Source organism: Micromonospora sp. NPDC047738, from assembly GCF_040642675.1.
GTDB lineage: Bacteria > Actinomycetota > Actinomycetes > Mycobacteriales > Micromonosporaceae > Micromonospora.
Genome location: NZ_JBEYSO010000003.1, coordinates 280,097 through 306,286 on the forward strand (window position 1 = coordinate 280,097; position 26,190 = coordinate 306,286).

Consider the following 26,190-nt stretch of genomic DNA (forward strand, 5'->3'; position numbering starts at 1 on the left):
GCCACTGAGCCTGATGGTTCGCTCGCTCACGACTGCCGACGCTATCGCGTCGCCCGCCCGCGGCACCCCCGATGGGGGCGGACAGTGACCCCAACACGGTCAGGCCCCTCATGGTCGAGTAATCTGCGACCGTCGGTGACGCCTTTGCCGTCGGTATGGAGAGAAAGCCCCACCGCGGCGCGCTAGGGAGGCAGGACCAGGTGGTCGCAAGGAGTTCGGAGGTACGGTCGTCGGCCGTACGGCACAGCGCTTCCCCGGGAGCCGGTGGGCACCGGCGGCGTGGTGCTGGTCGGCTCGCCGGGCTCGGTCTCGGCGGAGCCGCGCTGCTGATGCTGCTCACCGGCTGCGACGTCGGCAAGACGTTCGCCGGCTTCGGCTGGCCGCAGGGCGGCATCACGCCGGAGTCGCACCGGATGTACGACCTGTGGATCGCGTCCTGCATCGCGGCCCTGGCGGTCGGCATCTTCGTCTGGGGCCTGATCTTCTGGTGCGTGATCCGCTACCGGAAGCGGGGCAACACGCTGCCGGTGCAGACCCGCTACAACATGCCGATGGAGTTCCTCTACACGATCGCGCCGATCCTGATCGTCTCGGTGCTCTTCTACTACACGGCGATCGTGCAGACCGGCGTGGACAAGACGACGAAGAACCCGGACGTCACGGTCGAGGTCGTCGCCTTCAAGTGGAACTGGCAGTTCAACTACCGCGACGGCCAGGGCCGCGACGCCAACACGGTCGCCTCGGTCCTCGGCACCAGCGAGGTCATCCCGATCCTGGTGCTGCCGACCGGCAAGTCGATCCGGTTCGAGGAGCAGAGCCGCGACGTCGTGCACTCGTTCTGGGTGCCGGAGCTGCTGTTCAAGCGGGACGTCTTCCCGGGCAGCATCCGGAACGTCTTCGAGGTCACCAGCCTCGACCAGGAGGGCGCGTACGTGGGCCGCTGCGCCGAGCTGTGCGGCACCTACCACGCCTTCATGAACTTCGAGCTGCGGGTCGTCTCGCCGGAGAAGTACGAGCAGTTCCTGGCGGCCAAGAAGGCCGGCAAGTCGACCCAGGAGGCGCTCACGGCCATCGGCGAGAAGCCGACCGCCGAGACGACCGAGCCGTTCGACACCCGGCGCGACAAGAACAACTTCAACCCGAGCGGCGCCAACGCCGGCGCGGGCAGCTGAGGGGGCCGGCATGAAGACCGAGTGGAAGATCTTCCTGACCGTCGCGACGTTCCTCTTCGGCGTCAGCATCCTCTACGCCGCCTGGACGTACGGCGAGGGCGGCCGGGTCGAGTGGGTCGGCACGGTGGCGCTGGTGCTGTCCTTCCTGCTCTGCTCGATGTGCGGTGGCTTCTTCTGGTTCGTCTCCCGCCGGATCGACCTGCGCCCCGAGGACCGGCCGGACGCCGAGGTGGCCGACGGCGCGGGCGAGGTCGGCTTCTTCAGCCCCGGCAGCTACTGGCCGTTCGGCCTGGCCCTGGCCGCGTCGATCGCCGGCCTGGGGCTGGTCTACTGGCAGATGTGGCTGCTCGGCGTGGGTCTGGTCGCGGTGATCTTCGCCGCCTGCGGCCTGCTCTTCGAGTACTACTCCGGCACCCGCCGGACCGCCGAGCACTGAGTTAACGGCTCGTCCCGAGGCCCGCGTCCCAACGGGACGCGGGCCTCGACGCATGGGTCCAGGTGTGCGGGCGGGTCCCGCCCCGGGCGCCGAGCCCGGGTCTCGCTGCTTGATCGACTTCACTCCGCCGACTTGGCGGTGTCCGGTTACCCGGGATCACCCCACGTCGGCGATCCGGCGGCCGGGGAGTGGCCGCTGGGTCAGGCGGCGCGGCGGCGGGGGAGTGGCCGCTGGGTCAGGCGGCGCGGCGGTGCACCGGGCGGGTGCCGCGGCGACGCTGCTCCAGGCGCGGCGCGTGGAAGGCGAAGGTGGCGATCAGTTGGGCCGCGCCACAGCCGGTGCAGACCAGCTCCGACCACTTCGGCTCGGCGTGTCTGACGCCCCGCCGCGACTCGGAGCAGTCGTCGGGGCAGTCGGCGCCGTGACCGTCGACGCAGGGCGGGGCCTCGAACAACGCAACGCCCTCGCAGGTGTCGCAGTGGAACTCGCGGTCCGACACGGGCGTCTCCTCTCCTATCCGGTGCCCGCCGCGGGGCGCTGCCCGCTGTGGGGCGGTGCCCGCATTGGCGGAAAACGGAAAATTACTCCCGTGTAGTTTGGCACGCCGGTCTGACACTTCCGGGCGTGGGCCCGGGCCTGCCGTCCCGGGACGCCTTCAGGCGTACCAGCGGGGTGTGACAGCGCCCGGGGCCGGGCGTCAGAGCGAGCGGGCCACCTCGAGCCAGCGGTCCAGTACGCCGGCGGCGGCACCCGAGTCGATGGACTCCGCTGCCCGGGCCAGGCCGGCCCGCAGCGCCTCGTGCAGGTCACCGTCGAGCGGGCCCTGGGTGGCCAGCGCGACCGCGGCGTTCACCAGCACCGCGTCCCGGACCGGGCCGGTCTCGCCGGCCAGCAGCCGCCGGGCCACCCCGGCGTTGTACGCGGCGTCCCCGCCCCGCAGGTCGGCCAGGGTGGACCGGGGTACCCCCAGCTCCGCCGCGTCCAGCAGCGCCTCCCTGACGGTGCCCTGCTGGGCCGCCCAGACCCGGGTCGGCGCGGCGGTGGTGAACTCGTCCAGCCCGTCCTCGCCGCGCATCACCACCACCGAGTCGCCCCGGGCCGCGAAGACGGCCGCCATCACCGGCGCCATCCGCAGGTCGAAGCAGCCGACCGCGCCGGCCCGGGGACGGGCCGGGTTGGTCAGCGGGCCGAGGAAGTTGAACGCGGTCGGCACGCCGATCTCCCGGCGTACCGGGCCGGCGTGGCGCATCCCCGGGTGGAAGCGGCCCGCGAAGCAGAAGCCGATGCCGGCCTCGGTGACGCACCGGGCCACCTGCTCGGGGGCCAGGTCCAGCGGGACACCCAGGTATTCCAGCAGGTCGGCGGTGCCGCACGAGGAGGAGGCGGCGCGGTTGCCGTGCTTCACCACGCGGACGCCGGCCCCGGCCACCACCAGCGCGGTCATCGTGGAGATGTTCACCGTGTGGGCGAGGTCGCCGCCGGTGCCGACCACGTCCAGCGCGGTGGCCCGGATCTCCTCGGGGAGCTCGACCTGCACCGATCGGCCGAGCATCGCCTGCACCAGGCCGGCCAGCTCGGCGGGGGTCTCACCCTTGGCGCGCAGCGCCACCACGAAGCCGGCCACCTGCGCCGAACTGGCCGAGCCGGTCATGATCTCGTCCATCGCCCAGGCGGTGTCGGCGGTGGAGAGCTCCTCGCCGCGCAGCAGCGCGTTGAGCAGCAGCGGCCAGGTCCGGTCGCCCATGGCGGCCCTCCCGTGTCGGGTGAGAGCGGGGGTGGAACGGCGCCACGGCCTCGTTGCCGTGGCGCCGAAGGGGTCGCTCAGGCCGCGGCGTGCGTACGCCGCAGCAGCTCGGCGACGGTGGTGCCGGTGGTCACCGGGTCGAGCGGGTGGGTCAGCGTGGCGTCGACCTCGGCGTACGCGGCCAGCCAGCGGTCGGCGGCGCGGGCCAGCACCACGCAGGTCGGCGGGGCGTCGTCCCGGTCGTCCTTGATCTGGCGGGCGATGCCGAGGCCGCCGCCCGGGCTGGCCTCACCGTCCAGCAGGAGCAGGTCGATCTCGTAGTCGTCGACCAGCCGGACGCACCCGGCGTAGTCGGCGGCCTCCACGAACTCGATCTCGAGGCCGGGCGCGGGCCGGGTGCCGACGGCGAGTCGCATCCGGTCGCGGACCTTCGGGTCGTCGCTGTAGAGCAGGACGGTGTAAAGACGATCGCTCATGCCGGCACTCCGCTTCGCTTCGTGCCGTCATGAGGCACCGTCGCACTGAGCCTGATGATTCGCTCGCTGCGCTCACTCATTGGCTGACTAGCTCCCACCTCTGTAGCTGCCCGCTGATCGTAGCGGGCATCACATTCGGCCGGTCGGCCCGCCCTGGCGTGCCGCCCGACGGCTCCAGGTGGCGGCACGGCGTCAGACGCGCCGAGCTGGATTTGCCGCCGGGGCAGCTCAGGCGGTGGCCTCGGCGGCGCGCTCGCGGGCCTCCTGGCGGTCCAGCTCGCGGTCCAGCCGGCGGGCCTCGCGCTCGGAGTGCTTGATCCACTGGACGACCAGCACGGCCAGCATGGTGACGCTGACGAACTCGCCGCCGGCCCACAGCACCCCGCCGGCGACCACCTGGTCGTTCGCCGGGTCCGACCAGGTCAGGTGCAGCGACGGGTACCAGTCGCCGCCGAGCAGCGTGGTGCTCTGCATGATGGTGAGCCCGAGCACGGTGTGGAACGGCACGGAGAGCACCATCAGCAGCGCGCGGGCCGGGTGCGGCCAGCGGCCGGGCAGCGGGTCGAGGCCGAGCAGCGGCCAGAAGAACACGCACCCGGTGGCGATGAAGTGCGCGTGGACCAGCTCGTGCGCCCACCCGTGCTGCAGGGTGTACTCGTACAGGTTGGTGAAGTAGAGCACGAACGGGTTCACCACGAAGATGGCGAACGCCACCAGCGGGAAGGTGTAGATCCGCGCGATCCGGCTGTGCACGACCGCCAGCAGCCGCTTCCGCGGGCGCAGCGGCAGGGTACGCAGGGCGAGCGTCACCGGGGCGCCCAGCGCCAGGAAGATCGGCGCGACCATGGACAGCACCATGTGCTGCACCATGTGCACCGACAGCAGGGTGGTGTCGTACGCTCCCAGCCCGCTGACCGTCACCGCCGCGATGCCGCCCAGGCCCGGGCCGAGGAAGCAGACCGTGCGCAGGACCGGCCAGTGGTCGCCGCGCAGCCGCAGCCGGTACACGCCGTAGAGGTAGAGGCCGGCGGCCAGCACCAGCCCGACGGCGAGCCAGTTGTCCAGCCGGGTCTCGGTGAACACCCGGGCGATGGTGAAGGGCGGCGGGACGCCCTCGCCCCCGGCGGCCAGGGTCGACGGAGCGGCCGAGGTGGCGGCGAAGATCGGATCGACGTGCAGCACGCTTTTCAGGGTAGGTCAGGCGAAGCGGACGTCCCCGATCGGGCCACTGATGGCACGGGATTGCCACCCCGCTGATCGTCGGTCCCGGTCAAGGGCAATAATGACCGCGTGACTGCGGCCCCAGCCATTGACAAGAGCCGGATCCACTCCCTGACGCGCCCCAACATGGTCAGCGTCGGGACGATCGTGTGGCTCTCCAGTGAACTCATGTTCTTCGCGGCGTTGTTCGCGATGTACTTCTCGATCCGCGCGGCGGCGCCGGAGCAGTGGGAGAAGCACACCGAGGTCCTGAACATCCCCTACGCGACCACCTTCACGGTGATCCTGGTGCTGTCCTCGGTGACCTGCCAGCTCGGTGTCTTCGCCGCCGAGAAGGGTGACGTCCACGCCCTGCGGCGGTGGTTCACGATCACCTTCGTGATGGGCCTGATCTTCGTGCTCGGCCAGGCGAACGAGTACCGGACCCTGGTGCACGAGGGCGTGAAGATCAACGGAGACGGTTACGGGTCGATGTTCTACCTGACCACCGGCTTCCACGGTCTGCACGTGACCGGCGGTCTGATCGCCTTCATCATCTTCATGATCCGCACCACCATGGGCCGGTTCACCCCGGCCCAGGCCACGTCGGCCATCGTCGTGTCGTACTACTGGCACTTCGTCGACGTCGTGTGGATCGGGCTCTACGCCATGATCTACTGGCTCCAGTGATCTTGGCGCGTCACGTATCGCGCCGCTGCTTCGTCCCCTGAGACAAGGTCCAACCGGTTAAGGACACAGGTCATGACTTCTGACAACGACCGCCGACGCGGTCTGCTCGCGCGGCTGCGCGGGCGGCCCGTAGCGCGCAGCAGGGGCCGCCGCCGGCTGGGTGCCGCGGTCCGGCTGGCCGCCGCGCTGATGCTGGCCGGCGGTGCCTACACCCTCTTCGCCCCGGGCGTGCAGGCGCAGGAAAACCCGCCCCTGAGCGCCGCCGCCAACGAGGGCAAGGCGCTGTTCGACGTGAGCTGTGTGACCTGTCACGGTCGCAACGCCCAGGGCGTCGCGGGACGCGGTCCGAGCCTGATCGGCGTCGGGTCGGCCTCGGTGGAGTTCCAGGTCAGCAGCGGTCGGATGCCGATGGCCCGACAGGAGGCCCAGGCCCCCCGCAAGAAGCCCCAGTTCACTGACGAGCAGGTGCGCCAGCTCGGCCAGTACATCCAGGAGCTGGGCGGCGGCCCGCAGGTCCCCCACGGCAACCTGCGCGAGGGTGCCGACCTCGCCACCGGTGGTGAGCTGTTCCGGATCAACTGCTCGCAGTGCCACGCGTTCAGCGCCGGCGGCGGTGCCCTCTCCTCGGGCAAGTACGCGCCGAGCCTGTACCCGGCCACCGACCGGCAGATCTACGCCGCCATGCTGAGCGGCCCGCAGAACATGCCGGTGTTCGGCGACAACCAGATCTCTCCGCAGGAGAAGGCGGACATCATCGCCTACATCCAGGAGAACCTGAAGGACACCCAGGACCAGGGCGGTTTCAACCTGGGCCGGTACGGCCCGTCGACCGAGGGTCTGGCGGCCTTCCTGGTCGGCATCGTCGCGCTGGTCTTCACGAGCCTGTGGATTGCGGGCAAGTCGTGACCGAGCGGATCATTCGTTTCAGTGCTGTGGCGTCGACCCCCGGCGCCACCCGTAGCGAGGTGACGGCATGAGCGAGCGCAAGCGAGCGAATCGTCAGTACAGCGCCGTGATGCCTCATGCCGGCGCCGAGCGGAGCGAGGTGACGGCATGAGCACCCACACCGAGCACCAGGCCCCGGCGGGCCGGGAGCCGCTCGACGTGCACGACCCCCGGCTCTCCCGGTTCGAGGTGGTGCAGGAGGGCGCGCGGCGGGACGACATCGAGATCGTCCACTACGAGCCGCAGGTGGTTCCGGGCAGCAAGGCGGAGCGCCGGCTGACCCGCACGGTCGCCCTGATGTTCCTGCTGACCGGTGCGGCCGCGACCGCGTTCCTGATCATCTACATCTGGTGGCCGTGGGAGTGGGCGCCGGGCCGCGGCGGCGACAAGTACTTCACCCCGCTGCTCGGCCTGAGCCTCGGCATCGCGCTCCTCGGCATCGGCTTCGGCATCCTCACCTGGGGCAAGAAGCTGCTGCCCAAGGAGGTCTCGATCCAGGACCGGCACGACCAGCCGAGTTCCCCGGACGATCGCAAGATCACCGGCGAGACCATGCTCTTCCTGGCCGACGAGATGGGCGTCCGGCGTCGGCCGCTGCTCGGCGTCTCGCTGCTCGCCGGCCTGGTGCCGGTCGGCGCGGTCGTCGCGGCGCCGCTGGTCGGCGGCCTGATCTCCGACCCGCACAAGAACAACCAGATGTTCACCACCGGCTTCAAGCCGGAGAACGGGAAGAAGATCCGGCTGGTCCGCGAGGACGGCCGGCCGCTCCGCCCGGCGGACGTCAGCGTCGGCGGCCAGCTCACCGTCTTCCCGGGCATCAACGGCGGCGTGAGCAACAAGCACGCCGACTCGCCGACCCTGCTGATCCACCTGCGTGAGGAGGACGCGCAGAAGTCGCGCGAAGCCAACGCCCGGATCGGCCACGGCGACTACATGTGGGGCAACTTCGCGGCATACTCCAAGATCTGCACGCACGCCGGTTGCCCGGCCAGCCTCTACGAGCAGCAGACCAACCGGCTGCTCTGCCCGTGCCACCAGTCGCAGTTCCTCATCACCGACAACGCCAAGCCGGTCTTCGGCCCGGCGAGCCGGCGGCTGCCGCAGCTGCCGATCGAGGTGGATGAGGAGGGCTTCTTCGTGGCGAGGTCCGACTACACCGAGACCATCGGTCCCGACTTCTGGGAGCGGCCATGAAGCGCCGAAAGTTTGACGTAGCCGCGGTGCCGGCCAGGAGCGCGGGCGCACTGGACGACCGCTTCCAGGCGGCCACCCCGCTGCGGAAGCTGCTGAACAAGGTCTTCCCGGACCACTGGTCGTTCCTGCTGGGCGAGATCGCGCTCTTCTCGTTCATCGTCCTGATCCTGACCGGCGTCTTCCTGACCTTCTTCTTCGAGCCGGCGATGACCGAGGTCATCTACAACGGCAGCTACGCCCCGCTGCGGGGCACCCCGATGTCGGCCGCCTACGCCTCCAGCCTGAACCTGTCGTTCGATGTCAGGGGCGGTCTGATCATGCGGCAGATGCACCACTGGGCGGCCCTGCTGTTCATGGCCTCGATCGTGGTGCACATGCTCCGGGTCTTCTTCACCGGCGCGTTCCGCAAGCCGCGTGAGACGAACTGGATCATCGGCTCGTTGCTGTTCTGGGTCGGCTTCCTGGCCGGCTTCACCGGCTACTCGCTGCCGGACGACGGCCTCTCCGGCACCGGTCTGCGGATCGCCTCCGGCATCATGCTGTCGATCCCGGTGATCGGCTCCTGGGTCACCTCGTCCATCTTCGGCGGGGAGTTCCCCGGCACCATCATCATCAGCCGGTTCTTCATCGCCCACGTGCTGCTCATCCCGGGTCTGCTGGTCGCCCTGATCAGCGTCCACCTGGGCCTGGTCTTCAAGCAGAAGCACACCCAGTGGCCCGGCCCCGGCCGGACCAACGAGAACGTGGTCGGCGAGCGGATGTTCCCCCGCTACGCGCTCAAGCAGGGCGGCTTCTTCATGGTCGTCTTCGGCGTGATCGCGCTGATGGGTGGCCTGTTCCAGATCAACCCGATCTGGTACTTCGGCCCGTACGAGGCGTGGGTGGTGTCGGCGGCCAGCCAGCCCGACTGGTACGTCATGTTCCTCGACGGCTCGACTCGACTGATGCCGGCCTGGGAGATCAACATCCCGATCGGCGACGGCTACGTCATCCCGCCGCTGTTCTGGCCGACGGTCGTCCTGCCCGGCATCCTGGTCGGCCTGTCGCTGTTGTACCCGTTCCTGGAGGCCCGCCGCCTCAAGGACTACCGCCACCACAACCTGCTCCAGCGGCCCCGAGACGTGCCGGCCCGGACCGCGGCGGGCGCGATGGCCGTGTCCTTCTTCATCGTGCTGACCCTCTCCGGCGGCAACGACGTCATCGCCGACAAGTTCCACATCAGCTTGAACGCGATGACCTGGGCGGGCCGGATCGGCCTGCTGATCCTCCCGCCGCTGGCGTACTACTTCACCTACCGGATCTGCCTGGGTCTCCAGCAGCACGACCGGGAGGTGCTGGCCCACGGTGTGGAGACCGGCATCATCAAGCGGCTGCCCGACGGCCGGTTCGTCGAGGTCCACCAGCCGCTCAGCGAGGCCGACCACGACGGGCACGGCGCGCTGGACTACGTCGGCTGGGTGGTCCCGAAGAAGATGAACCGGCTCGGTGCCCTGGGCCCGGCGATCCGGGGCTTCTTCTACCCGATCGAGAAGCCGGCCGAGGCGCCGGTGTCGCCCGGGCACCCGCCGGTCGAGACCCGACCGGAGCGGGAGGAGATCACCAGCGGCGAGAGCCGCCGCTGACCCGCTCGCGCACGACTGACCGTGGCGCCCGCCGGAATCCCCGGCGGGCGCCACGGCCGTTTCCGGGCCGGGTGTCCCGTCCCGCCCGCCGCGGGCCGGACGCTCCCGCTCCGGCGGCCCGCCACCCCCCGACACGGACGGGTGGAATCGCAGGAATAACCCCGGTCAGCCGGGTATCCGTGCGGTCCAACGAAAAAGGGGGGGAAACATGTTGGGTATCAAACGCCTCGGACTGCTCGCCGCCATGGTGGTGGTCGGGGTGGCGCCCGCCGCGGCGGCGCAGGCCGCGGCACAGCCGTCGACGCAGGACACCCAGTACCTGCAGGCGCTGCACCAGGTCAACCTGTTCGAGATCACCTCGGGCAACCTGGCCCAGCAGAAGGGCCAGAACGCGCAGGTGAAGGACCTGGGCAAGCAGTTCGTGACGGACCACACCCAGCTGGACCAGACGGTGAAGTCCACCGCGCAGCAGCTGAACGTCCAGCTGCCGAACAACCCGACCGCCGACCAGCAGAAGGTCCTCGACCACCTGAACACCCTCAGCGGCGCCGCGTTCGACAAGGCGTGGGTGACCGCCGAGCTGGCCGGCCACGTCCAGGCCATCCAGGCGACCCAGACCGAGATCTCGCAGGGCTCCGAGCAGTCGGTGATCACCGTGGCCCAGGACGCGCTGCCGGTGCTCCAGGCGCACCTCGACGCGCTGACGGCCCTGGCCCAGACCCTGGGCGTCCCGGTGCCGCAGACCAGCGCCAGCAGCGGCACGCCCAGCCCGGGCGGCAGCGCCACCACGGGTCCGGGCGGCACCGAGTCGCCGGCTCCGGGCGGTACCGAGTCCCCGGCTCCGGGCGGCACCAGCACCGAGGCCCCGGCCCCGGGTACCACGGAGACCCCGGCGCCGAGCACCAGCTGACGCCGTACGGCCGACGGTGGCCGGTCCGCCCCTCCGGGGTGGGCCGGCCATCCGGCGTGTCGGGCTAGTCCGCGCCGGCCAGCCCGATCGCGAACGCCTCCTCCAGGTCGTGCTGCGAGTAGGCCCGGAACGCGATGTGCGACTCAGTGTTGATCACGCCGGGGACCTTGGAGATGCTGCCCGCGATGACCTGGGCGATCTGCTCGAACTCGCGGACCCGGACCATGGCGATCAGGTCGACGTGGCCGGCCACCGAGTAGACCTCGCTGACGCCGGGGAGGTTGGCCAGGGTCTCGGCCACCTCGGGGATGGAGTCGGTGGCGCAGTCGATCAGCACGATCGCGGTGATCACGGGACATTTCTCCGTTCGTCGGCGTCGTGGCCCATGCTAGAGGTTCGCCCGGTCAGGCCTCCCCCGGCTCGGGGATCCGGCCGGGACGGTCAGGTCGGTGCCGGCCCGGATCGCGTCGGTGAGGCGCTCCTCCGGGCCGACCGTCGCCCCGGGCCAGACCACCACCCGGGTGGCCGCACCCCGGACCACCGCACCCGCCCCGACCACCGACCGCGCCAACCGCCCGGTGACCGTGGCGGTCGGATCGACCAGGCTGCCGGCGCCGGCCGCGTGCAGGTTCGCCGCCAGGTAGTCGGCGGGGGTGCCGGTGTCGTAGAAGGTGCCCCGGTAAGGCACCACGGTCAGCGCGCCGGCCGCCTCCGCCGGCCGCCACACCGACCGGACCAGGTCCCCGAAGGCCGCCGGCAGGTCGCGGACCAGCCGCCAGGGCAGTAGCGAGAACCCGACGAACACGTGGCCGCTGAAGGTGCCGGGGGCCGCCGGGTCGGCGGCGGGCTGGCCGAGCAGGCGTACGCTCCGCCCGTCCCAGCCGTCCAGCAGCGCCGCCACGTCCGGCCCCGGTGGGGCATCCGGATCAGCCAGGTACGCGTCGGCGTTGCCGACCAGCACGCCCCGGCCGGCGATCCAGTCCCGCAGGTTGCCCAGCCCGCCCGCGGTGCCGAGCGGGTCGCCCGGCTCGACCGACAGGTGGGCCCGTCCGCCCGCGTGCGCGACCACCTGGTCGCCCAGGTAGCAGGCGTTCACCGCGACGCGCCGCGGACCGGCCAGGCCGAGTCCGGCCAGCCGATCGAGGGCCCGGTCCAGCAGCGGTACGTTGCCGACCGGGCAGAGCGCCTTGGGCAGCCGCCCGGTGAGCGGGCGCAGCCGGGTGCCCTCGCCCGCGGCGAGCACCACGGCGCAGACGTCCACCGCCGCCCGCCAGCCGGCGCCGGTCGGACCGGTGGGACGCCCGGTGCCGGCCGGGCCGGGACGCGGGCCGAGGTCGGTCACGGGGCCGGTGGCGCCGCCGGCGGGACCTCGCCGGCGCGCGGGCCGATGCCGTAGTGGGCGAGCAGGTTGGCGGTCGCGCGGCTCAGCCGCGGCAGGTCGTCCAGCGGGTGCCAGGCCGCCTCGAAGACCTCGGCCCCGTCCACCGTCAGTGCCGTGGTCGAGGCCGGCACCTCGGCCTCGAAGACCACGTCCACCCAGCCCTTGGCGTGCACCACGGCGTTGGGCACGGCCGGGCGGAGCCGGTCGGGGGAGAGCCGGACGCCCGACTCCTCGTACAGCTCACGGGCCGCGCCGACCACCGGCGCCTCGCCACGTTGCAGCAGGCCGGCCGGGAGGGTCCAGCTGTAGCCGGGCGGTTGGCGCAGCAGCAGGATCCGCCCCGGGCCCTCGGCCTCGGCGTCCCGGACCAGGGTGACCGCGCCGACGACGTACTTCGGCACGGCGAGCCGCACCAGGCGACGCCGCAGCGGGACGGGGAGCCGGTAGAAGATCTGGTAGCCGATGGCCCGTCCGGTGGCACGCGCGCGGGGGATCATGCCTTCAGGCTAGTGGCCGGACGGTCCCGCCGGATGAGCGGCGTTCACCTACTGCCGATGGTCGACGAGATCGATGAGCTGCTGGACCACCGTGTCCGGCTCGACGGCCCGGTCGAAGACCGCCACCAGCAGGGTCTCCAGGTCGGGGTAGCCCAGCTCCTCGGAGAGCCGCAGCAGCGGCAGGTCGCTGGCCAGGCCCCGGTTGTGCTTGCGCAGCGCCAGGCCGATGCTGGCCCGGCCGAGGCGTACCTTGTCGGCGATCGAGATGCCCGGCTCGGTGTGCTCGGCGAACCAGCGGTTGATCTGCATCTGCGCGTGCGGCGACTTCACGAAACGCAGCCACTCCCGGCGCGGTCCGCGCGGCGCCGCGTCGGCCTCGAAGCCGCTCTCCGCGTCGCTCTCGGTGAAGATCTCCACGACGTCGCCCTCCTCCAGTTCGGAGGAGAGCGGGGCCAGCCGCCCGTTGATCCGCGCGGCCAGGCAGTGGTCGCCCCGCTCCCGGCCCAGCTCGTAGGCGAGGTCGACCGGGGTGGCGCCGGCCGGCAGGACGATCTGCCGCCCGTCGGCGACCACCTGGACCTGCGCCTCCGCCAGGTCGCAGCGCAGCGACTCCATGAACTGCGTCGGGTCCACCGTCTCCTGCTCCCAGTCGAGCACCCGGCGCAGCCAGGCCAACTCGGCCGCCCGGTCGGCGGCACGCCCGGCGGCGCGGGGGAAGCGGTAGTGGGCGGCCACGCCGTACTCGGCGGAACGGTGCATCTCCTCGGTGCGGATCAGCACCTCCACCGTCCGGTCCTGCGGGCCGCAGACGCTGGTGTGCAGCGAGCGGTAGAGGTTGTTCTTGGGGGAGGCGATGAAGTCCTTGAAACGGCCCGGCACCGGCCGCCAGAGCCCGTGCACCGCGCCGAGCGCCGCGTAGCAGTCGGTGGCCGGGCCGTCCACCACGATGGCGATGCGGGGCAGGTCGTAGGGGGCGGTGTGGCCGCCCGCCACGGTGTCCTTCCAGATCGAGTAGAGGTGCCGGGGGCGGGGGGAGACCTCCGCGTCGACCCGGCTGCGGCGCAACGCGGCCCGGGTCTTCGCCACCACGTCGTCGAGGTACGCGTCCCAGCCCGGCCGGTCGTGCACGTGCCGGGCGATCCGGGCGTGCTCCTCCGGCTGGAGGTGCAGCAGCACCACGTCGTCCAGCTCGCGTTTGAGGGTCTGGATGCCCAGCCGGTCGCAGAGCGGGACGAGCACCTCCTGGGTCTTGCGGGCGATACGTTCCCGGGAGGCGGCGGAGCGTACGCCGAGGGTGCGCATGTTGTGCAGCCGGTCGGCCAGCTTGATGATCAGCACCCGGACGTCCTTGCCGGCCGCGACGATCATCTTGCGGACCGTCTCCGCCTCGGCGGCCTTGCCGTAGAACGCCTTGTCGAACTTGGTCACCCCGTCGACCAGGTGGGCCACCTCGCGGCCGAAGTCCTCCTGCAGCGCCTGGAGGGTGTAGCGGGTGTCCTCCACGGTGTCGTGCAGCAGCGCGGCGACCAGGGTGATGGTGTCCATGCCGAGGTTCGCGCAGATCTGGGCGACCGCCAGCGGATGGGTGATGTAGGGCTCGCCGCTCTTGCGGAACTGGCCGCGGTGCATGTTCTCCGCGATGGTGTAGGCCCGCCGGAGCACCGAAGCGTCGGCGTTGGCGTGGCTGCCACGGTGGGCGCGGACCAGCGCGTTGACCGGGTCGTGGTCGGTGGTGGGCCAGGTGAGCAGGGAGCGCAGCCGGCGGGTCAGCGGCAGCTCCCCGGGCTGGGTCGGAAGCGCGCCGCCCAGGGCGGCGCCGTGTCCGGCGTCGACGTCCACCTGGGACACCTCCTCACCCCGGCCCCCGGCCGTCGGGAGCGGCGACCGGGAGCAGGCCCGCGAAACGGGCAGGACTACACTTCTCTAACAGCCTAAGGGAGTCGACGTAGTCCGATCGGACAGTTGGTCATGAGCGTTCGGTTGAGAGTTGGTGGGACGCTCCGTTCTCCGCCTTGGTCAGCAGGTCCCGGAACCGGCCCGCGCCCGCGATCGGGGACGCCCAGCCGGACGAGATTTCCACCAGCCGAGTCTCCGGTCGCTCCAACCAGGACAGGATGCGCTCGCTCTCCTCGGCGGAGGCCCGGGGGACCGGGCCGTGGCCGGGCAGCACGGTCTCGGCGGTGGCTCGGATCGCGTTGATGGTCGGTCGCGGATGGACACCGGGCGGGGAGACGCCGGCGCCGGCCAGCCGGCCGTACCGGACCAGGGCCAGCTCCCAACCGCCCCGGGCGGCCGGGCGGGCGGCGGCCAGCTCGGCGATGCCGGTCAGCCCGGCCAGGCGCTGCATCCGCACCGCCGCGCGCAGCACCGCGACCAGCCGGCCGCGCACCACCGCGGCCTCCTCGTAGCGCTGGGCGCGGGAGAGCACCTCGATCCGGGCGAGCAGGGCGTCCACCACCACCTGCGGGTCGCTGGTGGTGGCGGTACGGAACGGGACGGCGGCGCGGTCGTCGTATTCCTCCGGGGTGATCCGGTGCTCGCAGGGCGCCGGACACCGGCCCAGCTCGGCCAGCGCGCAGGCCGGCATGGTGGTGCGCCGGGAGAGCCGGTGCGTGCACTGGCGCAGCGGCACGGCGTCGTGGAAGCCGGCGGCGGCCAGCTCGGCGGCCTGCTTCGAGCGGAACGGGCCCAGGTAGGCGGTGTCGGTGGGGGCGAGCTCGCGCACGATGGACAGCCGCGGGTACGCCTCGTCGGTGAGCTTCAGCCAGACCTGGCGTTCGGGGTACTTGGAGCGCCGGTTGTACGGCGGCGCGTGGGCGGCGATCAGCCGCAGCTCGCGGACCTCGGCCTCGAGCGAGTGGGCGCACTCGACGGCCTGGACCCGCTCGGCGGCGGCCAGCATCTCGGAGATCCGGGCCCGCTTCTCCGCGGCGGTGAAGTAGCTGCGGACCCGGGTGGCGATGTCGCCGGAGGTGCCGACGTAGAGCGGCCGGTCGTCGGCGGCCCGGAAGATGTAGACCCCGGGCACCTTCGGCAGCCCGTCGGCGAGGTGCCGCTTGCGGCGCTGGGTGGGGGTGACCGCCCGGGCGAACTCGATCGCCTCGCCGACGGTGTCGACCCGGTGCCCGCCGAGCCGCCCGATCAGCCCGTGCAGCACGTCGACGGTGGCCTTGGCGTCGTCCAGCGCCCGGTGCGTCGGCTGGGTGGCCGTGCGGAAGTACGCGGCGAGCGTGCCGAGCTTGCGGTTGGGCACCTCGTCGCGGCTGAGCACCCGGCGGGCCAGCGCCGCGGTGTCCAGCACCCGGGGGTTGGGCCAGCGGTAGCCGTGCTTCGCGCAGGCGGCCTTGAGGAAGCCGACGTCGTACGGAGCGTTGTGGGCGACCAGCACGGCGTCGGTGATGAACTCCAGGAAGCTCGGCAGCACCTGCTCGATCGGCGGGGCGGGGATCAGCATGGCCTGGGTGATGCCGGTCAGCACGGTGATGAACGGCGGGATCGGCACGCCCGGGTTGACCAGGGTGGCGAGCACCCCCAGCTCCTCGCCGCCACGGACCTTCACCGCGCCGATCTCGGTGATCCCTCCGCCGTCCGGCGCGCCGCCGGTGGTCTCCAGGTCGACGACCACGAAGGTGGTCGCGTAGAGCGGCAGCGCGGGGTCGACCCCCGAGCCCGCCGCCCGGTCCAGGCCGGCGAGCGCCTCCTGGACGTACTCCGCTCGCGTCACCCCGGGGACGCTAGCGGCGGGGTCCGACACTCCCGTCCCTCCCGTCCCAGGCGTTACCACGGGGCTAGGATGAGAGATCGGCTCACTCACCGGGCGGTGGGCCCGTCCGCGGTGGGAGACTTGCCACATGCCCCTCACCGAGCCGTACGACGACCACTCCTCCGAGGAGGAGCTGATGGCCGCCGTGCACGACGCCGGTGAGGACCCGGACGCGCCGGGCCCGGACCCCGCGGACCTCGCGGACGCCGCCGGAACCGACGCCGGTGCGGCGGTCCCGCCCGAGCCGGAGCCCAGCCTGCCCGAGCCGGTCCGGCAGCGGATCGTGGCGCTCACCGCCGCCGTGCTGCCCGGGCTGCCCGCCGACGAGGTGCCCGTCCCGCTGCGGCGGATCGCCAAGTTCGCCCCCAACCGGCGCGCCCGGCTGGGTGCCCCGGCCATCGCCGCCCAGCTCACCGCCGACCCGTTGTTCCGGCAGCGGGTCGCCGCACGGGTGCTGGCCGATGCCGGCGACCTCGGCACGGCCGTGGTGGAGGGGACCGCCCCGGCCGCCGCCGACCCGGTCGAGGTGGCCGCCCTGGCCTACCTGGCCCGGCCCCGGGGATGGCGGGAGCTGATCGAGGCGAGCGGCGCCGCCGTGCGCGCCGAGGCGGACACCGCGGTGGTGGCCGAGCTGGTCCGGGAGGCCGAGCAGCGGGCCACCCGCGCCGAGCACGACCGGGCCGTAGCCCGGGTGGAGGCGGAGAAGCTCCGCGACGAGCTCGCCCGGGTCCGGGAGGAGCTGGGGCAGCTCCGCGAGGAGGCCCGCCAGCTGGCCCGCGCGCTGCGGGAGACCCAGGCCCGGGAGCGCAAGGCCACCGAGATGCTCGCCACCGAGCGGGGCCGGGCGGCCCGGGCGGCGGCCGACGCTGACGCCGAGCTGCGCCGTGCCCGTGCCCGGCTGGCCGAGGCGGAGGCCGCGGCCGGGGTGGCCCGGGCCACCGCCAAGGAGGCCCGCTCGGTCGACGACGCGAAGCTGTGGCTGCTGCTGGAGACGATCGGCCAGGCGGCCGTCGGGCTGCGTCGCGAGCTGGCCCTCGACCCGGTGGACAGGCTGCCCGCCGACTTCGTCGCGGACGCCTTCGCCGACCAGGCGGCGGTCACCCCGGCCGGCGCGGCCGCCCGCGCCCGGGACACCGATGACCCGGCCCGGCTGGACCAGCTGCTCGCCCTGCCCAAGGCGCACCTCGTGGTGGACGGCTACAACGTCACCAAGCGAGGCTTCGGCGAGATGTCGCTGGAGCAGCAGCGCAAACGGTTGATCAGCGGGCTGGGCGGGATCGCCGCGCAGACCGGCGACGAGGTCACCGTGGTCTTCGACGGCGCGGAGCGGATCCACGGGCTGCCGCCGGCGCCGCGCGGGGTGCGGGTGCTCTTCTCCCGCAAGGGGGAGACCGCGGACGAGTTGATCCGCCGGCTGGTCCGCGCCGAGCCGCCGGGCCGGCCGGTGGTGGTGGTCTCCTCCGACCGCGAGGTCGCCGACGGGGTACGCCGACACGGGGCGTACCCGCTGGGTGCCGACTCGCTGCTGCGGCGGCTCGCCCGCTCCTGAGGTACGGCTCGCCCCCCGGTGCCTGATGATCGGATTCGGGGTGGCTGCTGCCTCGTTGTCCGGTTCTGTCATACCCCTGGCCTAGCGTCGTGGTGACCGACGGTGGTCGGGCGGCGACGGTCCCGTCTCCCGCCCGTCACCGGCGAGGCGTCTGGAGGCGTTGATGCTCATCGACTGCGACACCTGCGGGATCCGCGGCGCCGGCTGTTCCGGCTGCCTGGTGACCGCGCTGCTCGACACCGGCTCGCCGGCGGCCGACCTCGGTCCCGCCGAGCACCGGGCGATCGAGGTGTTCGCTCGGGCCGGCTTCGACATCGAGGTGCTGTCGGCCGAGATCGCCGGCTCCGCCCGGCGGCCGGGCCGCCGCCGGATCGCCTGATCCCCAGGGCGTACCGCCCCGATGGCCGGGCGCCCGGTGCGGCCCGGCCCGGTGCGTCCCGCTGCCGTATCCCGCGAACTCGTGTGGATCATCGAGCCGGGTCCGGCGCGGCCGTACCGGGCAATAGGATGAGCGCTCACGGCGGGAGGAGCGGCATGATCCGGGTACGGCGCGACGGCGGGGTGTGGCGGTGACGCCGCGCGCCTGGGCGCTTCTCACCCTCGCCGGGCTGGCCGTCGTGCTGGCCGTCACCGCGGCGCTGCTGATCCCCTGGCACCGGCCCCCGGCGCCCCGCGCCGACCAGTTGGCCGCGTTGCGGTCGCTGCCGGTCGAGCAGGTGGCCCGGGGCCGGGCGTTCCACGGCGCGCTGCGCCCCGCCGGGTGGTCGGCGCTCGTGGTCGGCCTGGTGGTGGCCCTGGTGCTCGGGCTCACCCCGATCGGCGGTCGCCTGGTGGAGCTCGCCGGCCGGCCGTTCGGCGGGCACTGGATCGCCCAGGCGGTGCTCGGCGGGCTCGCCGTGATGCTCCTCGCCGACCTGCTCACGCTGCCCTTCGCCGCCTGGCGACACACCGTGCTCACCCGCTACGGGCTGAGCACCCAGGGCTGGGGCGGCTGGGCGGTGGACCTGCTCAAGTCGTACGCGGTCAGCGCGGTCATCGGCGCGCTCGCCCTGCTCGGCTTCTACACGGTCGTCCGGCTCGCCCCGCGCTGGTGGTGGGCGTTCGGCGCGGCCGGCGCCGCCGCGTTGGTGGTGCTGCTGTCGTTCGTGCTGCCGGTGCTGGTGGAGCCGGTGTTCAACCGCTTCACCCCGATGGAGCCGGGGCCGCTGCGCACCGAGCTGATGAGCCTGGCCGCCCGGGACGGGGTGCCGGTCCGCGACGTGCTGGTCGCCGACGCCTCCCGGCGGACCCGAGCGGTCAACGCGTACGTCTCGGGGCTCGGGCCGACCCGGCGGGTGGTGGTCTACGACACCCTGCTGCGCGAGGCGACCCCGGCGGAGGTGACCAGCGTGGTCGCGCACGAGCTGGGGCACGCCCGGGACCGGGACGTGTGGGTCGGCACCCTGATCGGGGCGCTCGGCGCCGCCGCCGCGGTGGTGGCCCTCTACCTGATCGGCTCCTGGCCACCGCTGCTGCGGCTGGCCGGGGTCGACTCGGTCGCCCAACCCCGGGCGTTCCCGCTGCTGATCGCGCTGATCACGCTGGCCGGGCTGGCGGCCACCCCGGGGCAGGCGCTGGTGTCGCGGCGGGTGGAGGCCCGGGCCGACGCGCACGCGCTCGCGCTGACCGGCGACCCGGTCACCTTCGAGGCGATGCAGCGCCGGCTGGCCGGGGTGAACCTGGCCGACCCCGACCCGCCCCGCTGGGAGTACCTCTGGTCGGCGTCCCACCCGTCCACGGTCGAGCGGATGGCCGCCGCCCGCGCCTACGCCAGGGAGATCGGCAGATGAGCCGGACCTTGCTGATCACCAACGACTTCCCGCCGCGGCCCGGCGGTATCCAGTCCTTCGTGCACAACCTCGCCATCCGCCAGCCCCCGGGCTCCGTGGTGGTCTACGCGTCGAGCTGGCGGGGCGCCGCCAAGTTCGACGCCGACCAGCCGTTCGAGGTGATCCGGGAACGCACCAAGGTGCTGCTGCCCACCCCGCTGATCGCCCGTCGCGCCGCGCGGCTGGCCCGGGCGTACGACTGCGACACGGTGTGGTTCGGCGCGGCGGCCCCGCTGGGGCTGCTCGCGGCGGGGCTGCGCCGGCGGGCCGGGATCCGGCGGGCGGTGGCGCTGACCCATGGCCACGAGGCCGGCTGGGCCGCGCTGCCCGGCGCCCGGTCCGCGCTGCGCCGGATCGGGCGGGGCGTGGACGTCACCACCTACCTGGGGGAATACACCCGGGTCCGGCTGGCCCGGGTGCTTGACGGGGTGACCGAGCTGCGCCGGCTTGCGCCGGGCGTCGACGTGGAGACGTACCACCCGTCCGTCGACGGGGAACGGGTGCGGCTGCGGTTGGGCCTGGCCGACCGCCCGGTGGTGGTGTGTGTCTCGCGGCTGGTGCCGCGCAAGGGACAGGACATGCTCATCCGGGCGATGCCGGAGATCCGTCGGCGGGTGCCGGACGCGGCGCTGCTGATCGTGGGTGGTGGGCCCTACCGGGCCACGCTGGAGAAGCTGGCCCGGCAGACCGGGGTGGAACGTGACGTGGTCTTCACCGGCTCGGTGCCGTCGGCCGAGTTGCCCGCCCACTACGCCGCTGGCGACGTGTACGCCATGCCCTGCCGGACCCGCAACCGAGGCCTGGACGTCGAGGGGCTGGGGATCGTCTACCTGGAGGCCAGCGCGACCGGGCTGCCGGTGGTGGCCGGCGACTCCGGCGGCGCGCCGGACGCCGTCCGGGAGGGCGAGACCGGGTACGTGGTCCGCGGCCGGGACGTGGCCCAGCTCGCCGACCGGGTGGCGACGTTGCTCGCGGACCGGGACCTGGCCCGTCAGCTCGGCGGGGCCGGCCGCGCGTGGGTGGAGAAGGAGTGGCGCTGGGAGACCCAGGCGGAACGGATGACCGCCCTCCTCGCCGGCTGACCGGCGCAGGCCGACGCCCCGCCGTGCGCCGACGGCGGAGGTGCCCCGATCGGGTGCGCTTCCCACTGGCCGGGCCTGCCCACCGGCTGGGCCTTCCTTCCCGTCGGGCCTTCGCGGCCCGGCGGCCGAATGTCTCATTCGGACGCTACGAACTTGATGACGTGAACGACTCAGGCCGGGGTGGGGGGCCGTTCGGTCCGGCGTTCGGCGCTGAATCGTCTGCGTCATCAAGTTCGTAGGTGGGGCTAGGTGTACTCGCCGTCGCTGGCGGTGGCAGTTCCTGCGGACGCTTTGGAGTTGATAGCACGAACGACTCAGGTGGCTGCCACGGTTGGTGTCGTGAACGCCGCCGTCGTGAGTCGTTGGTGATGTCAGGTCCAAAGGCGGACCGCGGTTATCGTCCGTCGGGGCGCGGGGCGCGGGGCGCGGGGCGCGGGGCGCGGGGCGCGGGGCGCGGGGCGCGGGGCGCGGGGCGCGGGGCGCGGGGCGCGGGGCGCGGTGCGCGGTGCGCGGGCTCAGGCCGGGTGGGTGAGGGCCTGGCTGGCCGGGGCGGGGCGGCCGAAGTGCCAGCCCTGCCCGGCGTCGCAGCCGATCGCCCGGAGCCGGTCCGCCTGTCCGGCGGTCTCCACGCCCTCGGCGGTGACGGTCAGCCCGAGGGCGTGCGCGAGCGACACCAGCGAAGCGAGGATCCGCTCATCCGTGCGGCTGCTTGGGTCGTCGGCCGGCGCGCGCAGCCCGGCCACGAACTCGCCCGCCACCTTCAGCTCGGTGACCGGCAGGTCCCGCAGGTACGCCAGGTTGCAGTAGCCGGTGCCGAAGTCGTCGATGGCGATCCGGACCCCGAGCTCCTTGAGCACCCGCAGGGCGCGGACCGGCTCGGCCACCGTGCTCATCATGGTGCTCTCGGTGACCTCCAGCTGAAGCCGTTCCGGGGGCAGCCCGGTCCGCTGGAGCACCCCCTCCACCTCCTGCACCAGGCCGGGCCGGTGCAGCTGACGGACGGCCAGGTTGACGCTGACGAACGGCGCGTCGGGCCGCCCCGCCGACCAACTCCCCGCCTCCCGGCAGGCCTCGGCGAGCACCCAGCTGCCGAGCCGGACGATCAGCCCGGTCTCCTCGGCCAGCCCGATGAAGCTGTCCGGCTGGAGCACGCCCAGCTCGGGGTGCCGCCAGCGGACCAGCGCCTCCATGCCGAGCACCCGGCCGTCGCACAGCGAGGTCAGCGGCTGGTAGTCGAGGTAGAACTCGCCCCGGTCCAGGGCGGTGGGGATCGCCGCCGAGAGGGCGTACCGGGCCAGCTCCCGACGGTTGCGGTCGGCGTCGAAGACCGACCAGCGGGCGCCGCCGGCCGCCTTGGCCCAGTGCAGCGTGCTGTCCGCTTCCCGCATCAGCTCCATCGGCGTGGTGCCAGCCACCTGCCGCTCCACGATTCCGATGCTGGCCGACACGGTCAGCTCGTGCCCCTCCACGAGGGCCGGCTCGCTCACCGCCGCGAGGGCCGCCTCGGCCACCTTGACCACGTCCTCGATGCAGGCGGTGCGCTCGACCAGGATGACGAACTCGTCGCCGCCGAGCCGGGCCACCAGATGCTCGCCGAGCGCCCGGCGCAGCCGCTGCGCCACCGACAACAGCAGCGCGTCGCCGACCTGATGGCCGAGCGAGTCGTTGACCACCTTGAAGCGGTCCAGGTCGAGGAAGCAGACCCCGATCCGGTCGGCGCCCCGCCCGGGCGCCTCGATCGCGGCGGTGAGCCGCTCGGTGAACAGGATCCGGTTGGGCAGGTCGGTCAGCGGGTCGTGGGTGGCCTGGTAGCGGAACCGCGCCTCGCTCTCCCGCAGCGCCCGCTCGGCCTCCGCGCGGGCCATCATCGCGGCCCGCCGGATCGACTCCTGCTCGTCCAGGGTGCGGTCGCGCAGGGCGCGGGCGTACCCGGTGGCGACCATGGCCAGCAGCCGCGCCATTCGGTCCTCGACGTCGTCGATGACCAGACCCAGGTCGCGTACCAGGCGGAGCTGGATCACCTCGACGGTACGGCCCAGCCCTTCGGCGGAGGCAATGTGCGCCTGCACCAGCTCCGCGCCGACCTGCTGACCGATGCGCAGGTCGAACGGCTCGGACCGGATCGCCACGGCCAGCCGCTCGGCGAGCCGTTGCAGCAGCGCCTCCAACTGCGCCTGGGTCATCGGCAGGTAGCTGGTGCCGGAGACCGCCTTGGCCCACGCCCGGGCGAAGGTGCCGGGGCGGGAGCGGGTCGTGGCGGTGGCTCCGTCACCCACCGAGCCGCCCGACGCCGCCGATGAAGACTGATCGCTCGGCGTCCTCCGCATGCTCCGGCGACTCCGGACGCCACTGCGGTACCCAGACCACGCCCGGGTCGACCAGCTCGAATCCGTCGAAGAGCGTGACCAGCTCGGCCCGGCTACGGATCCAGAGCTGGTTGTCGGTGCGGCGGTAGACCTGCTCGGCCTCGGCCCGCTCGCCCGTCTCGCTACGGCCGTCGTCGCTGGCCTGCGACAGCACCAGGTGGCTGCCGGGCGCGAGCGCCGTGCGCAGCGTCCGCAGGATCTCCTCCGGTCGGTCCGCCGGCGGGATGAAGTGCAGCACCGCCACGACCAGCACAGCGACCGGCTGGGAGAAGTCCAGCAGCCGGTTGACCTCGGGGTGGCCGAGGATCGCGGCCGGCCGGCGCAGGTCCTCCTGGATCACTGTGGCCCGGTCGTTGCCGGCCAGGATCTCCCGGCTGTGCGCCACCGCGACCGGGTCGACGTCGACGTAGACCACCCGGCACGCCGGGTCGGCCCGCTGGGCGATCTCGTGCACGTTGCCCACGGTCGGGATGCCGGAACCGAGGTCGAGGAACTGGCGTATCCCGGAATCGGCCAGGAACTGCACCGCCCGGCGGAGGAAGGCCCGGTTGGCCTGGGCCATCAGCGGGGCCTCGGGCACCGCGTCCACCATGGCCCGGGCGGCCGCCCGGTCGGCCGCGAAGTTGTGCGAGCCGCCGAGGTAGTAGTCGTACATGCGGGCCACACTGGGGCGCTCGATGTCGATCGTGTCGGGTGCCCAGTCCGGCCGCTGCATGCCCCTGCCCCTTTTGCATCAACAACGCGCGGCTCGTCCCCGCGCGGACCACTCGCGTATTCTGCCCCTCCACTGACGCGGTGCAAAGACCATCGTCGCTGCGCGGTCGGTCCCTCACCGTACGCGTTCGTCGGCTGCCCGGAATGCCCGAGAGGCCCGCGTCCGGAGCACGGACGCGGGCCTCTCGGCAGGTGGTCGGGACGCCTCAGAACTTGGGGGCGTCCGGGGCCTCCAGCAGGCCGAGCCGCAGCGCGGTCATCAGCGCCTGGGCCCGATTGGCCGCGCCCAGCTTCTCGTAGAGCTTCGAGATGTGCGTCTTGGCGGTCGACTCGCTGACGAACAGCTGCTTGGCGATGCCGGCCACGCTCATGCCGTCGGCCAGCAGCCGCAGCACCTGGCCCTCCCGCGGGGAGAGCTGTGGGCCGGAGGGAGCCAGTCGGCGCTTCATCGCCTCGGCCAGGTCGGCGGCGGTGAAGGCGCTGGGCGAGGAGGCGGCGTGCCGGGCGGCGGCGACCACCTCGTCGGCCGGGGCGGTCTTCGGCACGAAGGCGCTGGCCCCCGCCTCCAGGGCGCCGAACAGTTGGTCGTCGCCGGCGTACATGGTCAGCACGACGATGCCCATCGACGCGCTGGACTTGCGGAGGGCGCGGGTGGCCTCCAGGCCGCTGCCGTCGGGGAGTCGCAGGTCCATGATCACCACGTCCGGCTGGAGCGCGCCGGCCTGGCGAACCCCTTCGGCTGCCGTGGCGGCCTCGCCCACGACCTCGAACTGCCGGTCCCGCTCGAAGGCGTGCCGCAGACCCTTGCGGATCAGGTCGTGATCGTCGACAAGGAGAACCTTGGTACGGGTGGCCGGTGTCGGGCTAGTGGTCATCCTCGGGTTACTCCCCTTCTGCTGCTGCGCTGCCGCGCACCTTATCGCGCCGGGGCGAGGAGCCGATCACCACCGCCACGGTCGTGCCGCTTGGTTGCCGCGGTCTGATCTCCAGCCGGCCCCGGATACGTTCCGCCCTCTCGGCCATGATCGCAAGCCCGTAGTGCCCGTCAGGGCGCTGGTCAACGATGCCGTGACCGTCATCCGACACTTCGATCTGGGCGTACGGGGGGTCCACCGCGCAGGTGACCCACAGGTTCGACGCCCCGGCGTGCTTGCGCGCGTTGGTGACCGCCTCCTGCGCGATGCGTAGCAACTCGGCCTCGGTCGCGGCGGGCAGCCGGGCGGTGGACTCGTCCAGGGACAGGTGCACCCGCAGCCCGCCGGAGGCGCCCACGGTGCGGGCGTACTCGGCGATCGCGGCGGCCAGGCCGCCGTGCCGGTCCACCTCGCTGCGCAGCTCGAACAGGCTCAGCCGCAGCTCGGTGATCACCCGGGTGACCTCCTGCCGCAGAGTGCGCAGCGAGTCGGCGGTCTCCTCGGCGTCGTCGTGCACGGTGGCCAGGGCGTTGTCGATGCCGTACCCGACCATCACCAGCTCCTGGGCGACCCCGTCGTGGATCTCCCGGGCCAGCCGCTGCCGCTCCTCGTTGGTGGCCAGCGACCGCACCTCGTCGAAGAGCAGCGCGGCCTCCAGCCGCAGCGCCGCCGGACCGGTCAGCGCGGTCACCCGGGACACCACCGGCGGCGGGTACGCGTGCGCGGTGTCCGCCTCGATGACCACCAGGCCGACCGTGCGTACCCCGGCGACCAGCGGCACGATCAGGGCCGACACCTCGCCGGTCTGCTGCGAGCGGGCCTGCGAGCGGGCCGCGGTCTGCGGCTGCTGGCTCGCCCAGGCGTCGGCGATCGCCGAGTCCGCGTCGAGCGTGGTCTCCCAGTCCACCCGGTCCGCGCCGACCTGGGCGAGCACCACGAGCCGGCCGCCACCGCTGGCGGACAGCACCGCGCCCCGGTCGGTCTTCGCCACCACCCGCAGCTCCTCCAGCAGGTGCTCGGAGATGCCGCCCGGGTCGAGCGTGGCGCCGGGCAGCTGGCGGGCGACCGTACGCAGCTGGGTCAGCAGCCGGGTGGCCTCCGCGTACGGCTGGGGCTTGCCTTCGCCGCGCACCCGCATCACCCGTTGGAGCGTGCCGGCCGTGTAGAGGCCGAGCGCGGCCAGGATCAGCCACTGCGCGCAGACCGCGAGGTAGCCGAGTTGGCCGAGCTGCCGCCCGCCGCCGACCACGGTGAAGGCCGCGCTGACCAGCAGGGTGGCGGCCGCCACGGCGAGCAGCGCCGCGCCCTCGCGGAACCGGCGGCGCAGCGCCGTCACGGTGACCGGCACGGCGAGGTACGGCAGCACCGCCGAGGCGCCCAGCCCGCCGGTCACCCCGGCCAGGTGGGTGTCCGCGGCGATCTTGCTGGCGGCCAGGCCGAGGACCACCACCTCGGCGAACCGGCTGAGCGGTCCGAGCAGCCGATGCTGCGGGGCCAGCACGGCGGGCAGCCCGGCCAGGCCCAGCAGAGCGATCCACCAGAGCTGCGTGACATCCCGGGTGGCGAACAGGGTCAGGCCGGCGACCAACGCGAGGAGCACCGCCCGCGCGAACGCGGCGAGGGGTTGCGTCGGTGGCTGGCTGGGTGTCGAGGCGGGCACGTGACGG

The 26,190-nt window shown here is 73.0% G+C and carries 24 protein-coding genes; 11 read left to right on the forward strand and 13 right to left on the reverse strand.

The features are described 5' to 3' along the window. Positions 1 to 200: 200 nt before the first annotated feature. Positions 201 to 1,172, forward strand: coding sequence for a cytochrome c oxidase subunit II (gene coxB / locus ABZ783_RS07460; RefSeq protein WP_357435068.1), 972 nt, complete (start codon positions 201 to 203; stop codon positions 1,170 to 1,172). Positions 1,173 to 1,182: 10 nt separating this feature from the next. Then, the gene (locus tag ABZ783_RS07465; RefSeq protein WP_357435070.1) at positions 1,183 to 1,608 is read left to right on the forward strand and encodes a cytochrome c oxidase subunit 4; all 426 of its coding nucleotides are present in this window, start codon (positions 1,183 to 1,185) and stop codon (positions 1,606 to 1,608) included. A gap of 235 nt (positions 1,609 to 1,843) precedes the next feature. Here ABZ783_RS07465 and ABZ783_RS07470 read toward each other — a convergent pair whose 3' ends face one another. From ABZ783_RS07470 to ABZ783_RS07485, 4 genes are all read right to left on the reverse strand, one after another. Next, the gene (locus ABZ783_RS07470; RefSeq protein ID WP_357435071.1) at positions 1,844 to 2,107 is read right to left on the reverse strand and encodes a hypothetical protein; all 264 of its coding nucleotides are present in this window, start codon (positions 2,105 to 2,107) and stop codon (positions 1,844 to 1,846) included. Between the two features lie 198 nt (positions 2,108 to 2,305). Then, a complete protein-coding gene (gene trpD, locus ABZ783_RS07475) occupies positions 2,306 to 3,352 on the reverse strand; it encodes an anthranilate phosphoribosyltransferase (protein ID WP_357435072.1) in 1,047 nt (348 codons plus the stop codon). 77 nt (positions 3,353 to 3,429) lie between these two features. Continuing rightward, positions 3,430 to 3,828 carry a hypothetical protein gene (locus ABZ783_RS07480; RefSeq protein ID WP_357435074.1) on the reverse strand — a complete coding sequence of 133 codons (399 nt, stop codon included), beginning with the start codon at positions 3,826 to 3,828 and terminating at the stop codon, positions 3,430 to 3,432. A 228-nt stretch (positions 3,829 to 4,056) separates the two neighbouring features. After that, positions 4,057 to 4,992: a cytochrome c oxidase assembly protein gene (locus tag ABZ783_RS07485; RefSeq protein WP_357435312.1), complete on the reverse strand. Its 936-nt coding sequence runs from the start codon at positions 4,990 to 4,992 to the stop codon at positions 4,057 to 4,059. Between the two features lie 126 nt (positions 4,993 to 5,118). Between ABZ783_RS07485 and ABZ783_RS07490 the strand changes: the two genes are divergently transcribed. The 5 genes from ABZ783_RS07490 (at position 5,119) to ABZ783_RS07510 (ending at position 10,389) form a co-directional block, all read left to right on the forward strand. After that, the gene (locus tag ABZ783_RS07490) at positions 5,119 to 5,718 is read left to right on the forward strand and encodes a heme-copper oxidase subunit III (RefSeq protein WP_073833637.1); all 600 of its coding nucleotides are present in this window, start codon (positions 5,119 to 5,121) and stop codon (positions 5,716 to 5,718) included. A gap of 72 nt (positions 5,719 to 5,790) precedes the next feature. Beyond that, positions 5,791 to 6,624: a cytochrome c gene (locus tag ABZ783_RS07495; protein ID WP_357435076.1), complete on the forward strand. Its 834-nt coding sequence runs from the start codon at positions 5,791 to 5,793 to the stop codon at positions 6,622 to 6,624. A gap of 147 nt (positions 6,625 to 6,771) precedes the next feature. After that, on the forward strand, positions 6,772 to 7,857 hold the full coding sequence (locus ABZ783_RS07500) for a Rieske 2Fe-2S domain-containing protein (RefSeq protein WP_357435078.1): 1,086 nt from the start codon (positions 6,772 to 6,774) through the stop codon (positions 7,855 to 7,857). Further along, positions 7,854 to 9,479: a cytochrome b N-terminal domain-containing protein gene (locus ABZ783_RS07505; RefSeq protein WP_357435079.1), complete on the forward strand. Its 1,626-nt coding sequence runs from the start codon at positions 7,854 to 7,856 to the stop codon at positions 9,477 to 9,479. The genes ABZ783_RS07500 and ABZ783_RS07505 overlap by 4 nt, the downstream gene beginning before the upstream one ends. Positions 9,480 to 9,687: 208 nt before the next feature. Next, complete coding sequence (locus ABZ783_RS07510) at positions 9,688 to 10,389, forward strand: DUF4142 domain-containing protein (protein WP_357435080.1); 702 nt, start codon at positions 9,688 to 9,690, stop codon at positions 10,387 to 10,389. Positions 10,390 to 10,453: 64 nt separating this feature from the next. Here the strand turns inward: ABZ783_RS07510 and ABZ783_RS07515 are convergent, their stop codons facing one another. From ABZ783_RS07515 to ABZ783_RS07535, 5 genes are all read right to left on the reverse strand, one after another. Then, positions 10,454 to 10,741, reverse strand: coding sequence for an Lrp/AsnC ligand binding domain-containing protein (locus ABZ783_RS07515; RefSeq protein ID WP_357435082.1), 288 nt, complete (start codon positions 10,739 to 10,741; stop codon positions 10,454 to 10,456). A 36-nt stretch (positions 10,742 to 10,777) separates the two neighbouring features. Then, positions 10,778 to 11,650 carry an NTP transferase domain-containing protein gene (locus ABZ783_RS07520; RefSeq protein ID WP_357435314.1) on the reverse strand — a complete coding sequence of 291 codons (873 nt, stop codon included), beginning with the start codon at positions 11,648 to 11,650 and terminating at the stop codon, positions 10,778 to 10,780. Between the two features lie 77 nt (positions 11,651 to 11,727). After that, positions 11,728 to 12,267, reverse strand: coding sequence for an NUDIX domain-containing protein (locus tag ABZ783_RS07525; protein ID WP_357435084.1), 540 nt, complete (start codon positions 12,265 to 12,267; stop codon positions 11,728 to 11,730). Positions 12,268 to 12,315: 48 nt separating this feature from the next. Beyond that, positions 12,316 to 14,106 carry a RelA/SpoT family protein gene (locus ABZ783_RS07530; RefSeq protein WP_357435085.1) on the reverse strand — a complete coding sequence of 597 codons (1,791 nt, stop codon included), beginning with the start codon at positions 14,104 to 14,106 and terminating at the stop codon, positions 12,316 to 12,318. A gap of 127 nt (positions 14,107 to 14,233) precedes the next feature. After that, positions 14,234 to 15,991: a DEDD exonuclease domain-containing protein gene (locus tag ABZ783_RS07535; protein ID WP_357435087.1), complete on the reverse strand. Its 1,758-nt coding sequence runs from the start codon at positions 15,989 to 15,991 to the stop codon at positions 14,234 to 14,236. Positions 15,992 to 16,118: 127 nt separating this feature from the next. Between ABZ783_RS07535 and ABZ783_RS07540 the strand changes: the two genes are divergently transcribed. The 4 genes from ABZ783_RS07540 to ABZ783_RS07555 all read left to right on the forward strand — a co-directional run bounded on the left by ABZ783_RS07540 (position 16,119) and on the right by ABZ783_RS07555 (position 20,529). Then, positions 16,119 to 17,579, forward strand: coding sequence for an NYN domain-containing protein (locus ABZ783_RS07540; protein ID WP_357435088.1), 1,461 nt, complete (start codon positions 16,119 to 16,121; stop codon positions 17,577 to 17,579). 163 nt (positions 17,580 to 17,742) lie between these two features. After that, positions 17,743 to 17,958, forward strand: coding sequence for a hypothetical protein (locus tag ABZ783_RS07545; protein ID WP_357435089.1), 216 nt, complete (start codon positions 17,743 to 17,745; stop codon positions 17,956 to 17,958). 190 nt (positions 17,959 to 18,148) lie between these two features. Further along, positions 18,149 to 19,408: a M48 family metallopeptidase gene (locus tag ABZ783_RS07550; RefSeq protein ID WP_357435090.1), complete on the forward strand. Its 1,260-nt coding sequence runs from the start codon at positions 18,149 to 18,151 to the stop codon at positions 19,406 to 19,408. Beyond that, positions 19,405 to 20,529: a glycosyltransferase family 4 protein gene (locus ABZ783_RS07555; protein WP_357435091.1), complete on the forward strand. Its 1,125-nt coding sequence runs from the start codon at positions 19,405 to 19,407 to the stop codon at positions 20,527 to 20,529. The genes ABZ783_RS07550 and ABZ783_RS07555 overlap by 4 nt, the downstream gene beginning before the upstream one ends. A 515-nt stretch (positions 20,530 to 21,044) precedes the next feature. Here ABZ783_RS07555 and ABZ783_RS07560 read toward each other — a convergent pair. The 4 genes from ABZ783_RS07560 to ABZ783_RS07575 all read right to left on the reverse strand — a co-directional run bounded on the left by ABZ783_RS07560 (position 21,045) and on the right by ABZ783_RS07575 (position 26,183). After that, on the reverse strand, positions 21,045 to 22,712 hold the full coding sequence (locus ABZ783_RS07560; RefSeq protein WP_357435316.1) for a bifunctional diguanylate cyclase/phosphodiesterase: 1,668 nt from the start codon (positions 22,710 to 22,712) through the stop codon (positions 21,045 to 21,047). 85 nt (positions 22,713 to 22,797) lie between these two features. Next, positions 22,798 to 23,610, reverse strand: coding sequence for an SAM-dependent methyltransferase (locus tag ABZ783_RS07565; RefSeq protein WP_357435092.1), 813 nt, complete (start codon positions 23,608 to 23,610; stop codon positions 22,798 to 22,800). A gap of 205 nt (positions 23,611 to 23,815) precedes the next feature. After that, complete coding sequence (locus tag ABZ783_RS07570; protein ID WP_007072219.1) at positions 23,816 to 24,484, reverse strand: response regulator transcription factor; 669 nt, start codon at positions 24,482 to 24,484, stop codon at positions 23,816 to 23,818. Positions 24,485 to 24,491: 7 nt separating this feature from the next. Next, on the reverse strand, positions 24,492 to 26,183 hold the full coding sequence (locus tag ABZ783_RS07575) for a GAF domain-containing sensor histidine kinase (protein ID WP_357435093.1): 1,692 nt from the start codon (positions 26,181 to 26,183) through the stop codon (positions 24,492 to 24,494). Positions 26,184 to 26,190 lie beyond the last annotated feature (7 nt).